General features: G+C 69.0%; 15 protein-coding genes. 10 read left to right on the plus strand and 5 right to left on the minus strand.

The genetic code is table 11. The features are described from left to right. Positions 1–39: 39 nt before the first annotated feature. The 3 genes from K789_RS0101775 (at position 40) to K789_RS0101785 (ending at position 1,385) form a co-directional block, all read left to right on the plus strand. On the plus strand, positions 40–693 hold the full coding sequence (locus K789_RS0101775; RefSeq protein WP_024365241.1) for a LysE family translocator: 654 nt from the start codon (positions 40–42) through the stop codon (positions 691–693). 189 nt (positions 694–882) lie between these two features. Further along, entirely contained in the window at positions 883–1,143 is a 261-nt protein-coding gene (locus K789_RS24905; RefSeq protein WP_128081536.1) for a hypothetical protein, read from the plus strand. A 17-nt stretch (positions 1,144–1,160) separates the two neighbouring features. Further along, positions 1,161–1,385 carry a helix-turn-helix domain-containing protein gene (locus tag K789_RS0101785; RefSeq protein WP_024365243.1) on the plus strand — a complete coding sequence of 75 codons (225 nt, stop codon included), beginning with the start codon at positions 1,161–1,163 and terminating at the stop codon, positions 1,383–1,385. 36 nt (positions 1,386–1,421) lie between these two features. Here the strand turns inward: K789_RS0101785 and K789_RS0101790 are convergent, their stop codons facing one another. Then, positions 1,422–2,174, minus strand: coding sequence for a 3-hydroxybutyrate dehydrogenase (locus K789_RS0101790; RefSeq protein WP_024365244.1), 753 nt, complete (start codon positions 2,172–2,174; stop codon positions 1,422–1,424). Between the two features lie 140 nt (positions 2,175–2,314). On the opposite strand from K789_RS0101790, the gene K789_RS0101795 reads away from it, so the two are divergent. Further along, entirely contained in the window at positions 2,315–3,232 is a 918-nt protein-coding gene (locus K789_RS0101795; RefSeq protein ID WP_024365245.1) for a LysR family transcriptional regulator, read from the plus strand. Positions 3,233–3,260: 28 nt separating this feature from the next. On the opposite strand, the gene K789_RS0101800 is transcribed toward K789_RS0101795, so the two are convergent. Then, on the minus strand, positions 3,261–4,178 hold the full coding sequence (locus K789_RS0101800; protein ID WP_024365246.1) for a spermidine synthase: 918 nt from the start codon (positions 4,176–4,178) through the stop codon (positions 3,261–3,263). A gap of 194 nt (positions 4,179–4,372) precedes the next feature. Between K789_RS0101800 and K789_RS0101805 the strand changes: the two genes are divergently transcribed. From K789_RS0101805 to K789_RS0101830, 6 genes are all read left to right on the plus strand, one after another. Further along, positions 4,373–5,239 (plus strand): hypothetical protein, encoded by an 867-nt coding sequence (locus tag K789_RS0101805; protein ID WP_024365247.1) that lies wholly within the window; start codon positions 4,373–4,375, stop codon positions 5,237–5,239. Next, positions 5,236–5,649 carry a phage holin family protein gene (locus K789_RS0101810; protein ID WP_024365248.1) on the plus strand — a complete coding sequence of 138 codons (414 nt, stop codon included), beginning with the start codon at positions 5,236–5,238 and terminating at the stop codon, positions 5,647–5,649. The genes K789_RS0101805 and K789_RS0101810 overlap by 4 nt, the downstream gene beginning before the upstream one ends. Before the next feature lie 18 nt (positions 5,650–5,667). After that, entirely contained in the window at positions 5,668–6,276 is a 609-nt protein-coding gene (locus K789_RS0101815; RefSeq protein WP_024365249.1) for a DUF3618 domain-containing protein, read from the plus strand. A gap of 53 nt (positions 6,277–6,329) precedes the next feature. Next, complete coding sequence (locus tag K789_RS0101820) at positions 6,330–7,493, plus strand: YihY/virulence factor BrkB family protein (protein WP_024365250.1); 1,164 nt, start codon at positions 6,330–6,332, stop codon at positions 7,491–7,493. A 72-nt stretch (positions 7,494–7,565) separates the two neighbouring features. Beyond that, a complete protein-coding gene (locus tag K789_RS0101825; protein WP_024365251.1) occupies positions 7,566–8,498 on the plus strand; it encodes a universal stress protein in 933 nt (310 codons plus the stop codon). A gap of 63 nt (positions 8,499–8,561) precedes the next feature. Further along, positions 8,562–9,569 (plus strand): zinc-dependent alcohol dehydrogenase family protein, encoded by a 1,008-nt coding sequence (locus tag K789_RS0101830; protein ID WP_024365252.1) that lies wholly within the window; start codon positions 8,562–8,564, stop codon positions 9,567–9,569. A 22-nt stretch (positions 9,570–9,591) separates the two neighbouring features. Here K789_RS0101830 and K789_RS25915 read toward each other — a convergent pair whose 3' ends face one another. The 3 genes from K789_RS25915 to K789_RS0101840 all read right to left on the minus strand — a co-directional run. Next, the gene (locus K789_RS25915) at positions 9,592–11,262 is read right to left on the minus strand and encodes a glycosyl hydrolase family 65 protein (RefSeq protein WP_237739478.1); all 1,671 of its coding nucleotides are present in this window, start codon (positions 11,260–11,262) and stop codon (positions 9,592–9,594) included. Continuing rightward, positions 11,241–12,770 (minus strand): HAD-IA family hydrolase, encoded by a 1,530-nt coding sequence (locus K789_RS25920; protein ID WP_237739477.1) that lies wholly within the window; start codon positions 12,768–12,770, stop codon positions 11,241–11,243. The genes K789_RS25915 and K789_RS25920 overlap by 22 nt, the downstream gene beginning before the upstream one ends. A 91-nt stretch (positions 12,771–12,861) precedes the next feature. Beyond that, positions 12,862–13,475 (minus strand): polysaccharide deacetylase family protein (locus K789_RS0101840; protein ID WP_024365253.1); only part of this gene is annotated, 614 nt, incomplete at its 5' end.

Genomic DNA, 13,475 nt, shown 5'->3' on the forward strand with positions numbered 1-13,475 from the left:
GGTCCTGCGGCCGGCTCCACGGCGGGGCTAAAATCAGTTATGGTCCCCGCCCCGAACCTGCTGGCGTTTGCCCTCGCGGCGCTCCTCCTGATTGCCGTGCCGGGTCCCAGCGTGCTCTTCGTCATCGGGCGGACGCTGGCGCTGGGCCGCAGGGGCGGGCTCCTGAGCGTGCTGGGCAACGCCGCCGGGGAACTGCTGCAGATCGCCGCGGTTGCCCTGGGGGTGGGCGTGGTGCTGGCCCAGTCCGTGCTGCTCTTCAGCGTGGTCAAGTTCGCGGGTGCGGCCTATTTGGTTTACCTGGGGGTCCAGGCCATCCGGCACCGCGGTGGCGGCACGACGGCGGCCGGTCCCCCGCGTCCGACGTCGACGTTCCGGATCCTCCGGGAGGGGTTCATCGTGGGTGCCACCAATCCCAAGTCGATTGTCTTCTTTGTCGCCGTGCTGCCGCAGTTTGTCGACTACCCGGCCGGCGCCATCCCGTTGCAGCTGGCAACACTGGGGGCCCTTTTCCTCGGGATCGCGCTGGTCTCGGACAGCGGGTGGGCGCTCATCGCGGGCAAGGCCCGCCGCTGGTTTGCCCGCTCGCCCCGGCGGATCGCCACCCTGGGCACCACCGGCGGGGTGATGATGATCGGCCTTGGCGGGACCCTTGCCCTGGCCGGAAACGGAATGGAGCTTCAGGCCGGCAAGTAGTCGGCGCTGCGGCCCAAGTGGTGCCCGGTCCGGCAGGGGTAGAAGTTACTCGTGTGACGAAAGGGGCTGACGGCTACAGTTGCTTCAGGCGGTACCGGACCGGCCGGAACGCTGGCTGGGGAGCCCTCACGCAACCGGCCCGGACTTGCCGAAAATCCGAGTGGCACGCCTTCTGAAGGAGTGGTTCCGATGGAGTTCCCAGCATCTCCACAGGCTCAACGCGAACGAAGCCGCGTGGCCAGTTTCCTGTCGGGAACGGTTGGCCGCGCAAGAGCACCGCGGATTCCGTTCCGGGTGGGACAGGTACTGATTGGCGATGATCCGTTCAACGGCCGGCACCTGGGCACAGTGGCCGTGATCGAGGCCCCCTACGTCGGACTCCGGATGGCCGGCAGCCCGGCGGGCGACGTCATCTTCTACGACTACCGGCAACTCCGGTACCCCGACTAGTGGACGGGCCAGAAGAAATGAGCTCAGCGAATGTTTCCTCGCACTTCCTTACCATCGCGGAAGTCGCTGCGGCCATGCGGGTGTCCAAGATGACCGTCTACCGTCTGGTGAAGTCGCATGCCATCGCGGCCGTGCGGGTGGGCCGATCGTTCCGTGTTCCCGAGGATGCCGTCAACGATTACATCCGACGATCCACCGAACCGGCCACCCCGGATCAGGGCGACGACAAGACAGCCGACTGAGCGGCCCGCTGGGCGGGCCCACTGGCCACCGGCTGGCTACCGGGCGGACCACCCGCCGTCCATCGTGTAGCTTGCGCCGGTGACCATGCCGGCGTCGTCGGAGGCAAGCCAGGCCACGAGGGAGGCGACCTCCTCCGGCTCGACGAGGCGCTTGACGGCGGCCTCGGTCAGCATGATCTTGGCGAGGACCTCGGACTCCGGGATCCCGTGCACCTTGGCCTGGTCCGCGATCTGGGACTCGACGAGCGGCGTCCGGACGTAGCCGGGGTTGATGCAGTTTGACGTGACGCCGTGCGCGCCGCCTTCCAGCGCCGTGACCTTGCTCAGGCCCTCAAGGCCGTGCTTGGCCGAGACATAGGCGCTCTTGAACGGCGAGGCGCGGAGCCCGTGCACTGAGGACAGGTTGATGATCCGGCCGAAGTTGTTGGCGTACATGTGCGGCAGCGCGGCGCGGATGAGCAGGAACGGCGCTTCCAGCATCAGGGTCATGATACGGCGGAAGTCCGCGGGGTCGAAGTCCTCGATCGGGCTGATCCTCTGGATGCCGGCGTTGTTGACGAGGATGTCGCAGTCCAGGCTCACGGTCTCGAGAGCCTCGACGTCGAGCAGGTTGACCGCCCAGGAGGTGCCGCCGACCTCGTCGGCGAGGGCTGCGGCCGCGGCCTCATCCACATCCGCGATCACTACCTTGGCACCCCGTGCCGCGAGGGCACGGACACTGGCAGCGCCGATTCCGCCGGCGCCGCCGGTCACCAGGGCCTTGCGCCCGTTCAAGCTGCTGCTCTCCATGTCTGCACTCCTCAGTTCGCGGTCTTCAACAGCCCAGAGGAAGTGCGATGCACGGCACTGAGCAGCTTTACTGAGTATTGCCGCACAAAGTGTGCGATTCAATGGTCAAACAAGCACCCCTTATGTGCAGAATTGCAGATATGAACGCGAACCCGGATGACTTGCTCGTGCTCCTGGCGGTTTCCCGCTCCGCGAAGTTCACGACGGCGGCGCAGGCCCTGGGGCTGAACCACACCACGGTGTCGCGCCGGATTGCGGCGCTGGAGAAGGCCCTGGGCGGCCGGGTGCTCTCGCGCGCCTCGGGCGGCTGGGAGCTGACGGAGCTGGGCGCCGAAGCTGTGCAGGTGGCTGAGCGGGTGGAGGCTGCGATCCGGACCCTCGAACAGCCCGGCCGGGTACCGGACCCGATCACCGGCGTCGTCCGGATGACCGCGACGGACGGCTTCAGCGCCTACATCGCGGCCCCCGCCGTGGCGAGGCTGCGCCGGGACCATCCGGGCCTCAGCGTCGAGATCATCACAGTGACCCGGCGGGCGCTCCAGCAGCGTTCCGGGCTGGACATCGAAGTCGTGGTGGGCGAACCGCAGGTGCACCGGGCCGCGGCGGCCCGGCTCGGCGAGTACATGCTCGGGATGTACGCCTCCCGCGGTTACCTCGCCGAGCACGGCACCCCGACGACGATCGAGGAGCTGACGACGCATTCGCTCGTGTACTTCGTGGATTCAATGCTTCAGGTGGACGATCTGGATGCCCCGCGCCGCCTGGTGCCGACCATGCGGGACGGCCTGAGCTCCACCAACGTCTTCGTTCATGTGGAGGCGACCCGCGCCGGTGCCGGGATCGGGTTCCTGCCGTGCTTCGCGGCGGACCTGCATCCGGATCTCGTCCGGCTGCTGCCGGAGGATTTCGCCGAGCTGTTGCCGTACTGGATGGTACTGCGGCCCGATTCCATGCGCCGGCCCGCCGTCGCTGCCGTGGTGCAGGCGCTGCGCGAACAGACGAAGGGGCACCGCGAGGCGCTCATGGGGCGGGGAGGACCTGCATCGACTGCTCCGTAGGTGCCGTTTTCGGGCCGCTAAAGGGCCGTTACGGAGCAGTCGACGGCGGGTCGACGGCTTCCGGGTCGTGGCGGACCGGTGCGCCGGCGGCGAAGGCCCGGACCTTGTCGTCGTTCCAGATGTGGGCGGGCACTGCGCCGCCCAGCAGCCGCCGCGCCAGTCCGGGGTCGTTGTCGAACGGGATGTCGCTGCCGGCCATGATCATGTTCCCGTAGCGCCTGCCTTTGAGCATGGCCGGGTCGGCGATGATCACGGTGTGCTTGAAGGTGTCCGCAATGGTCGCGGCGTCCTCGCGGGCGTTCCTGAGGTCCGGGGCGTCGCCGGAGTTCACCACGTAGATTCCGCCGGGGGCCAGGACCCGCTGGGCGTGCTCGTTGAACTCCCGCGTGGTGAGCGGACGCGGCGTCAGCGAGCCGGCAAAAACATCGCGGATGATCAGGTCCCGGGTCTGCGGCGTCAGGCTTTCGGTGACTTCGCGGGCCTCCCCCACACGCAGGCGCATCAGCGGCGCCTTCGGCAGGTCGAACCAACCACGGACGTATTCGGCCAGCTTGCCGTCGAGTTCCACCACCACCTGGCGGGCGTCGGGGTAGGCGGCGTGGAGGTAGCGCGCCAGTGAGCATGCCCCGCCGCCAAGGTGCAGGGCGCGCAGCTTCGGCCGGGACTCCCGCGGCCAGCGCGATTCCACCAGGGCCGCGATCCAGCGCATGTACTCGAAGTCGAGGAACAACGGATCCGCCAGGTCGATGTGCGAACTCATCACGCCATTAATCCGCAGCAGCCAGCCATTGGAGTTGTCCTGGTCGGCGATCAGCTCACAGTCGCCGGTATCGATGTAATAGACGCCCTCCAACGGCCCCTCGGGGCGGCTGCCCTTCGGCAGCTCCACGACTCCCGCCGTCTTTTCGGTGTTGCTCCGGCCGGCAGCCCTGCCCCGCTTCGCCATCAGCCACCCACCGTTTTGCTCATGCTTCAAGCCTAGTTCACCGGCCGGAGCAGGCTTCACCGCGGGTGGACCGCGGCAGGCGACCGAAGAAATAAAGCAAAGGGTACTTACTATTGTTAGTAATCATGCTTACTATTAACCCTCCAGTTATTGCTGGTTCGTGATCAGCAGCCGATCTTGAAAAGAGAGCGAAGATGACAGAGAACCAATGGCCCCAGCACGGTAGCTACCGCACCCCTACCGCCACCCAGCAGACTCCCCTCCGGCCGGAAACCACCTTCCCGCCGGCGGCAAACGGCACGACGCCGCCGACCGTCACCTCCACCGACGGCGGAGCGTCAAAGACCGATGCCGCCAAGGGCGAGGCCGCCGATGTGAAGCGCCAGGCCGCGGATTCAGCCCAGACCGTGGCAGAGACGGCTAAAACGGAAGCCGCCAACGTCGCGGCCGAGGTGAAGACGAACGCCAGGGATCTCCTGCACCAGGCGAAGTCGGACCTGACGGATCAGGCCGGCACGCAGCAGCAGAAGGTCGCCGAAGGCCTGCGCTCCATTTCCACTGAACTGCACACCATGGCCGCGGCCTCCGACCAGCCCGGGGTCGCCACCGACCTAGTGCGCCAGGCCGCCGAGCGGTCGTCCGCCGTTGCCGGATGGCTCGATGGCCGCGATCCGGGTTCGCTGCTGACCGAGGTGAAGTCCTTTGCCCGCCAGCGTCCCGGCGCATTCCTGCTCCTCGCAGCCGGAGCCGGCGTGCTGGCAGGCCGGCTCAGCCGCAGCCTGAGCGCCGGCGCACCGGAGCCGGCTGCCACCGGCGCCGCCTCAACGACGGGCGCGAGGGTTCCGGACACCGGCATGGCCGTTCCGCCTCCGCCTGTGCAGATGCCGGCCCCGGAAACCACGACGGCGGGCTTCGCGGACACCTACCCGCCCAATCCCCTCGAGACTGATCCGCTCGGTGACGGCACCCGCCAGGACCCCTGGGCCTCCGAGCCCGTCGTGACTGACCCGCTCCGGCAGGATCCGCTCCGTGATGATCCCTTCGACGGCGGCCGTCGATGACCAGCGAAATGCCCCAGACCGCCGCGCACGCCAAGGCTGAAACGTCGTCTCTGGGCGACCTCCTGAGCGAAGTAACGCGGGACATGTCCACTTTGATGCGGCAGGAAGTCGAGCTGGCCAAGGTCGAACTGAAGCAGTCCGCGACCCGCGCAGGCAAGGGCAGCGGAATGCTGGCCGGGGCCGGCGTCGCCGGCCACTTCGTCCTGCTGTTCCTGTCCCTGGCGCTCTGGTGGGCGCTCGGAAACGTCATGGGCCTGGGCTGGTCCGGCGTCGTCATCGCCATCATCTGGGGAATCGTCGCCGCCGTCCTGGCAGCCAAGGGCCGCAAGGAACTCAACGCGATCAAGGGCATGCCCCAGACCGCCTCGACGCTTCAGGAAATCCCGCCCACGCTCAAACCCACCACCTAGATCCAGCGAGGAAACACGATGAGTGAAAACCCGGATGTCATCCGAGCAGATATTGAAGCAACCCGCGCGCGGCTCGGCACCAACGTCGACGCCGTAGCGGACAAGGTCACCCCGTCGCACATCGTCCACCGGCAGGCTGACAAAGTCAAAGAAAATGTCAAAGACGCCGTTTTCGGAGTGAAGGAGAAAGTCATGGGAACTGCCGACCACGCCGCCGGCAATGCCAACTCCGCCGCCGGCACGGCTGGGGCGCACTTCAGCGACGCCGGGGCAGCCATCGGCGACGCCCCCACGCAGGTCAAGACGAAGACCCAGGGCAACCCCCTGGCTGCCGGTCTGATTGCCTTCGGGGCTGGCCTGTTGGTTTCCTCCTTGATCCCGGCGAGCCAGCAGGAACGCGAAGCCGCGGATGCGCTGAAGACCGCGGCCGAACCGCTCACTTCGGAACTCACCGAGGCCGCCAAGCACGTGGCCGAGGGCCTCAAGGAGCCCGCCCAGGCCGCGATGGACAACGTCAAGGCCACTGCCACGGACGCCACCGAGCACGTCAAGGCCGAGGGTCAGGGCGCAGTGGCGGATGTCAAGGATCGGACCGTCGAGGCCAGGGACAACGTCCAGCAGGCCTGACCCGTTCGAAACCGGCCGGCTGACGCACTTAAACCCCCCAAAGGAAGATTCCCATGGCCAAGAACCCCGCCACGGCAGACACCGCGGCCGACGCCGAAACCCGGGAGAGCAGCACCGCCAAGGCACGCACGGCGCCCGCTCCGGACGACTCACGCAAACCGGGCAACCCCACCGATGTCACCAAGCCCTCGTGGAAGTACATCGCGAAGAAGACGCTGCGAGAATTCACCAAGGACCAGTGCCCCGACCTCGCCGCGGCCCTGACCTACTACTCGGTTCTCTCCTTATTCCCGGCGCTGCTGGCCCTCGTGTCCCTGCTGGGAATCTTCGGACAGCCCGGCAAGACCACGTCCGCGCTCCTGGACATCGCCCAGGGTTTCGCGCCCGCCGAAACAGTGGAAGCCATCCGCCAGCCGGTCGAGCAGCTCAGCAGCTCCAACGCTGCCGGATTTACCCTGGTGCTGGGCATCCTCACCGCACTCTGGTCCGCCTCCGGCTATGTGGGGGCGTTCGGCCGGGCCATGAACCGGATTTACGAAATCGATGAAGGCCGTCCGTTCATCAAGCTTCGGGGCACCATGCTCGGCGTCACCATCGCCACCGTGCTGATCGTGGTGCTGCTGGCTGCCATGCTGGTCCTGAGCGGCCCGGTGGCAGAGTCCGTCGGGAACGCGATTGGTCTGGGCGGGGCCTTCCTCGCCGTCTGGAACATCGCCAAGTGGCCCGTCATCCTGCTGCTCGTGGTGCTCGCGATCGCCATCCTCTATTACGCCACTCCCAATGTGAAGCAGCCCAAGTTCCGCTGGATGAGCCTTGGGTCCCTCATCGCCCTGGTGATCTTCCTGCTGGCCTCCCTGGCGTTCGGGTTCTACGTCGCCAACTTCAGCAGTTACAACGAGACCTACGGCACGATCGGCGGCGTCATCATTTCGCTGCTCTGGCTCTGGATCCTCAACATGTCGCTGCTGTTCGGGGCCGAATTCGACGCCGAGATGGAACGCGGCCGCCAGCTCCAGGCTGGCATCGAAGCCGAGGAAACCATCCAGCTGCCGCCCAGGGATACCAAGCAGAGCGACAAGCTGCAGGCGCGGGAAGAGGAGGACATCAAACGCGGCCGCGAGCTGCGGGAGCAGCACAGCACGCCGGACGCAGCGGCCGTCCCGGAGTCCAGGGTGGGCGCAGCGGATCAGCGGAACCCGCGGGACCAAAGCCCCTAGCCCTTCTCCGCCCGTTGAGTTCTACTGGGCGAAGTACCGCCCGGAGGCGGACTCGACTGACCGGGAGGACGCATGACGGCACCCGCCGCAGGACACGCACGCACCACCGTGGCTGTGGGCTACGACGGGTCCGAGGCGGCGCAGGAGGCCGTCCGGTGGGCTGCGGAGTACGCGGCCGCCGGACACTACCGGCTCCGCGTGGTCCATGCGTGGGTGTGGCCCATGTTCACCAAGAAGCTCGGGCCGGTCAAGGGTGTTGAGGGCAGCGGGTTGCGGCACTCCGCCGAGGCGATTCTCGCGGAGGGCGTCGATCTGGCCCGCACTGCTCTCGCCGCCGCCGGAACTCCGGCCGCCGAACCCGCCGACGTCGAACCCGCACCGGAACCCGGGTCCGAACCCGGTCCGGGTCCCGGCGTCGAGGGTGTTATGGAAACGGGGCTCCCGGCCGCGGTGCTGCGCGATGCGGCCCGTGATGCGCGCCTCCTGGTGGTCAGCAGCCGCGGAATCGGCGGCGTGCTGGGGCAGCTTGCCGGATCGGTCTGCCTTGACCTGGCCGGATCCTCCCCCTGCCCGTTGATGGTTGTCCGCCGGCTGCGCAGCCCGGGCCAGGCCGCGGCGCCCGTAGTGGTTGGCATCGACGGGACCTCGAGGAGCTCCGCGGCACTGGCCGGCGCCGCCCGGCTGGCGGGCGTGCTGGGCACCACCCTGCAGATCATCCACATCGACCAGACCCGCGGCGGGACCCGGGAAGGGCACGGCCGGCACGGCCCGCTGCACGGCCAGGAGCTTCTGGACCACGCCCTGGAGGAGGCGCGGGCCCTTGCACCGGATCTGCAGATTTCCGGCGTCCTGCGGGAAGACCACGCGGCGTCCAAGGAGCTGCTGGCGGCCGCCGGTGACGCCGAGGTACTGGTGATCGGCACCCACAACCGCGAGGGCGGCCCGGGCAACACTGTCACGGCCATCCTGAACAAAGCGCGCTGCAATGTCCTGATTACGCGCTGACCCCGCTCCACCGGACCACCGCCTTCAGAGGGGAGCTGGAGGTTCTAGCAGAGGAGGACGCCCGTGCGAGCCTGGCGGGTAGGACAGCCCGGGCCGATGAGAAGCGGCCCCCTGGTGGCGGGCGAGTGCCCCGATCCCAGGCCCGGCCCCGGGGAGGTGCTGGTGCGGGTCCGCGTGTGCGGAGTGTGCCGCACGGACCTGCACCTGGCCGAGGGCGACCTCGCCCCGCGGCGCCCCGGCGTCATCCCTGGCCACGAGGTCGTCGGCGAAGTCATCACGTGCGGGGACCGCGCCACACGGTTCTCCCCGGGCGACCGGATCGGCGTCGCCTGGCTCGGCAAGACCTGCGGCCACTGCCGCTTCTGCCTGCGCGGAGACGAGAACCTCTGCCTCTCCCCCGTGTTTACCGGCTGGGACCGCGACGGCGGCTACGCCGAACTCATCACGGTGGCCGAAGACTTCGCCTACCGGCTCCCGTCGGGCTTCTCGGACGAGGAGGCCGCACCCCTGCTGTGCGCGGGGATCATCGGCTACCGTGCGCTCTGCCGTGCCGACCTGCCCATCGGCGGGCGGCTGGGGATCTACGGCTTCGGCGGATCCGCGCATCTGGCGGCACAGATTGCCCTCTTCCAGGGCGCACGCGTGTACGTGATGACGCGGTCCGAGGAAGCCCGCGGCCTCGCCCTTGAGCTGGGGGCGACCTTCGCCGGCGGCGCCGAAGAGCAACCGCCGGATCCGCTGGATTCGGCCATCCTCTTCGCTCCGGCCGGCAGCCTGGTCCCCGCGGCCCTCCGTGCCCTGGACCGCGGCGGCACCCTCGCCGTCGCCGGCATCCATCTGAGTGACATTCCGCCGCTGCACTACGCGACGGAGCTGTTCCAGGAACGCCAGCTGCGCAGTGTCACCGCCAACACCCGGGCCGACGGCGAGGAGTTCTTCCGCATCGCCGCGGAGGTCCCGCTGCGGCCCACCACGGTGTCCTATCCGTTCTCGGCCGCGGACCAGGCTTTGCTGGACCTGGCGGAGGACCGGGTCACGGGCGCGGCCGTGCTGCGGATGGACTCCCCGTAGCGTGCACTGGCGCGCCGCCGGGTCAGTCGTCCTTGCGCAGGAATTCGTGGTCCTGGCCGGCCTGGAGCAGGACCCGCTGCGTACCCACCCGCACCAGCACCGGGGCGGCATCGCCGGGCGCCGCCGACACCCTGAGACGGTCGCGCTCCAGGTGAACGGCGAGCATCTGGTCCCGGTAGCGGACCTGGAAGTCCACGCGGCTGAGTTCGGCCGGCAGCCGGGGGGCGAAGTCGAGGGCATCGCGCGTAATCCGCAGCCCGGCAAAGCTGCGCTGGACCACGTCGATCGTCCCGGCCATGGCGCCCAGATGGATGCCGGAGCGGGTGGTTCCGCCCTGGGTGTCGTCCAGGTCCGCGTCCAGTGCCTCCCGGAACGTCGCCCACGCCCGCTCGGGGTCGCGCTGCGCCAACACCGAGGCGTGGGCCACCCGGCTAAGCGTTGATCCGTGCGCAGTCCTGGCCAGGTAGAAGTCCACTGTAGCGGCCATCTGGGCAGAGGTGACGGTGTAGCCCATCCGGGCCAGGAACTGAATCAGCTGGTCCTCGCCCAGGACGTACAGCAGCATCAGGACGTCGGCCTGTTTGGCCAGCCGGTAGTGGTTGGTACTGTCACCTTCCGCCTCCAGGATCAGGTCCAGCCGCTCGATGAGCCCGTAGGTTCGGCGGTAGTGCTTCCAGTCGAGTTCCCGGAGCGCGCTGTAGCCATCAAATTGGCTGATGACTCCGTCGTCGTGGAACGGCACGAACATGCGGCGGCTGAGGTGTTCCCAGGCCTCGATCTCGGCAGCGGTGATCAGCAGCCGGGCCCGCAGTTCCTCCATGTCGAACCCCTGCACGGAATGCATGATCCAGACCGCCTGGTCGAACGCCCACGCCGCCATGATGTTGGTGTAGGCGTTGTCGTTCAGTCCGCCGCCCGGGTCGCCCGGATTTCCGGTGTGGTATTCGTCCGGGCCCATAACGCCCCGGAGGTGGAAGCGGTCTTCGGCCGGGTCGAACTCCGCCATGGACGCGAACAGCCGGGCGACGTCGACGACGATTTCCGCACCGTGCTCGGTCAGCCACCCGCGGTCCTGGGTCGCCTCGAAGTACTGCCAGGCGTTGTAGGCGACGGCGAGGCCAACGTGCCGCTGGAGCCGGGAGTAGTCCTTCATCCAGTGCCCGGAGCGCCGATTGAACAGCAGCTTGGGCGTCTGTTCCGTGCCATCGCTGCCGCTTTGCCACGGAAACAGGGCCCCCTCCAGCCCGGCATCCCGCGCCGCGTCCCGGGCCGCGCCGAGCCGCCGCCAGCGGTAATCGAGCAGCTCCCGGGCGAGGGACGGCAGCCGGGAGTTCAGCAGCGGCAGGACGAAGAGTTCATCCCAGAAGACGTGTCCCCGGTAGCCCTCGCCATGCAGCCCGCGGGCCGGCACGCCGGCGTCGAGTTCGGCGGTGTGGGTGGTGAGCGTCTGCAGCAGGTGGAAGACGTGCAGGTTGAGGATGAGCTGCGCCTGCGAGCTGGCGTCGAACTCGATGACGAAGGGTTTGAGCAGGATCGCCCACGCGGCCTCGTGCTCGGCCTGCAGCGCCGCGAAACCGCCCGGGGCGCGGGCCAGGGCAGCCCGGGCAGCCGCCAGCGGTGAGGCGATGGCGTGGTCGCGGGAGGACGACACGGCGACGGTCTTGAGGATGGTCAGCGGCTCCCCCGCGGCCACGGACAACTCGAAGCGGTGCGTATGCAGCCCGCCCAGCTGCTCGGGGATCCCGGCCGCGGACGGCCCGTCAGCCCCGGAAACCTCCGTCCGGAGCGCGAGGGCGATGCCGATCCCGCTGGTGACGGTCCGGACCTCCACCATGAGGCTGGCGACGCCGGGGCCGNNCCGTCCCCGGCGGAGCCAACCCGGACGGACCCGAGGTGCCGGCTGGACAGCGCCGAGTCCTCCGGGACGTTGGAGTTCGTGACGCCCGTGTCGCAGCCGCTGCTGATGCTGAGGCCCCCGTCCCAGCCGACGGCCGTGAGGACGGTTTCCAGCGCGGCGAGGTGCGGTGTCGCCATGGACACGAGGCGGCGCTGCACCAGCCGGAGCTGCCGGCCGGCGTCGTCCTCCAGCAGCGCCTCCCGCGTCAGCACTGCCCGCTTCAGGTCCAGGGTGCGGCGCTCGCTGCGGAGCGAAAGTCCGCCCTCGGACCACCAGGCCCCGTCGCCGATCCGGAGGTCCAGGGGCAGCCAGTCGGGGATGTTGACCATGTGCTCGTCGACCGTTTCCTGGTCCATGACCACGCTGCGCAGGCTGTTGTAGACGCCGGCGAGATAGCTGCCGGGGTAGTGCACGGCCCCGGCACGGTGCTCGGGTGCGGCGCCCCGGGTGGCCAGGTAACCGTTGCCCAGGGTGGTGAGGGCTTCGCGGTGGCCCTCGTGCGCCGGGTCAAAGCCCTCATAGACCAGCAGCCAGGGGTGCGTGATGACCAGTCCGATGTCCAGTTGGCTGACATCTTCGACGACGACGTCGGCGCCCGCCGCTTCCAGCGGGTCCCGGCGCCCGGACCGGTCGATGCCGACGACCAGCCCGAAACCGCCGCGCCGGCCGGCCTCCACCCCGGTGACTGAATCCTCGATGACCATCGCCCGGGCGGGCGGGATTTCGAGCCGGCGCACCGCTTCCAGCGGCAGCGCCGGGGCCGGCTTGCCCGCAACGTCGCGGTCCAGGGCCGTCTGCCCGTCGACGATGTGGTCAAAGACGTCCCCAAGCCCCGCGGCGGCCAGCAGCGCGCCCGCGTTCCGGGCCGAGGTGGCAAGTACCACCGGGATCCTGCCGGCCTTCAACCGGCCGAGGAGGTCCGCGGTGCCGGGGAAGGCCCGGACCGGGTTGTCGCTGAGCAACTTTTCGAACAGTTCGTTCTGGCGTGCCGCGAGTCCGAACGCGGTCCACTCCCCCGAGCCATCCGACGGCGAACCTTCCGGGACGGTCCCGCCGCGGGCGGCCAGGAAGGTGGTCACCGCGTCCTCCCAGGTCCGGCCCGCCACCAGGTCCAGGTAATCGTCGGTGCTGAACGGGTCCCGGCGGGTCCCGGCGGGAAGCCTCGGGTCCTGGAGGACGGCGTCGAAGAGCTGCTTCCAGGCCGCCGCACGAAGCTCGGCCGTGTCCGTGACCACCCCGTCGAGGTCAAAGATCACGGCGTCGACGGGCGCCAGGGCGGCGGCAAGGGTGGGCGACTCCGTCATGCCTTAGTCGTATCAGGCCTGCGGCCGCCGCGACAGTGGCGTGATACCGCAATGTGCGGCCGGTCCACGGTTCCCTGCCGGCGGACAGCCGTCAGCCCAGCAGCGCGTCGAGGGTGGTGAAGCCGTAGCCGGCCTGGCGGATCCGCTCGATCATCCCGGGCAGCGCATCGGCGTCGAGGGTGGTCCCGTCGTCGGGGTTGGAGCCGATGTGCATCAGCACGATCTCCCCGGGCTGAAGCCGGGAGAGCGCACGGTCCGCCACGATCTGGGCTGTGATCCCGCCGCTGCTGCCCTTCCAGCCCAGGGTGTCCACGGTCCAGCGGACGGGCAGGTAGCCGTAGGCGTTGACGGTGGCAATGGTCCGGGCGTCGCGTTCGCCGAAGGGGAAGCGAAACAACGGCCGCGGATCCCCTCCGCCGGCCTGGATCGTCTGCTGCGCCCGGACCAGTTGGTCACCGATCGCGGAGTCCGCGAGTCCGGTGAAGCCCGGGTGGGTCATCGAATGGTTGCCCACCCGGTGGCCGCCCGCCACGATCGCCGCGACCCCCGCCGGGTTGGCGCTGGCCCAGTTGCCGGTGAGGAAAAACGTGCCGCGCACACCGGTGGCGGCCAGGGTCTGCAGGATGCCGGGCAACCCTGCCGAGTTGGCTCCGGCGTCGAACGTCAGCGCCACCACCGGACCGGCCCCCGGGATCACCTCGAGGT

Source organism: Arthrobacter sp. TB 26 (assembly GCF_000427315.1).
Lineage (GTDB): Bacteria > Actinomycetota > Actinomycetes > Actinomycetales > Micrococcaceae > Arthrobacter.

What these genes read in the sequence shown, in the direction of transcription:
- K789_RS0101775 (WP_024365241.1), top strand. Translation starts at nt 40, where the DNA reads ATGGTCCCCGCCCCGAACCTGCTGGCGTTTGCCCTCGCGGCGCTCCTC.
- K789_RS24905 (WP_128081536.1), top strand. Translation starts at nt 883, where the DNA reads ATGGAGTTCCCAGCATCTCCACAGGCTCAACGCGAACGAAGCCGCGTG.
- K789_RS0101785 (WP_024365243.1), top strand. Translation starts at nt 1,161, where the DNA reads ATGAGCTCAGCGAATGTTTCCTCGCACTTCCTTACCATCGCGGAAGTC.
- K789_RS0101790 (WP_024365244.1), bottom strand. Translation starts at nt 2,174, where the DNA reads ATGGAGAGCAGCAGCTTGAACGGGCGCAAGGCCCTGGTGACCGGCGGC.
- K789_RS0101795 (WP_024365245.1), top strand. Translation starts at nt 2,315, where the DNA reads ATGAACGCGAACCCGGATGACTTGCTCGTGCTCCTGGCGGTTTCCCGC.
- K789_RS0101800 (WP_024365246.1), bottom strand. Translation starts at nt 4,178, where the DNA reads ATGGCGAAGCGGGGCAGGGCTGCCGGCCGGAGCAACACCGAAAAGACG.
- K789_RS0101805 (WP_024365247.1), top strand. Translation starts at nt 4,373, where the DNA reads ATGACAGAGAACCAATGGCCCCAGCACGGTAGCTACCGCACCCCTACC.
- K789_RS0101810 (WP_024365248.1), top strand. Translation starts at nt 5,236, where the DNA reads ATGACCAGCGAAATGCCCCAGACCGCCGCGCACGCCAAGGCTGAAACG.
- K789_RS0101815 (WP_024365249.1), top strand. Translation starts at nt 5,668, where the DNA reads ATGAGTGAAAACCCGGATGTCATCCGAGCAGATATTGAAGCAACCCGC.
- K789_RS0101820 (WP_024365250.1), top strand. Translation starts at nt 6,330, where the DNA reads ATGGCCAAGAACCCCGCCACGGCAGACACCGCGGCCGACGCCGAAACC.
- K789_RS0101825 (WP_024365251.1), top strand. Translation starts at nt 7,566, where the DNA reads ATGACGGCACCCGCCGCAGGACACGCACGCACCACCGTGGCTGTGGGC.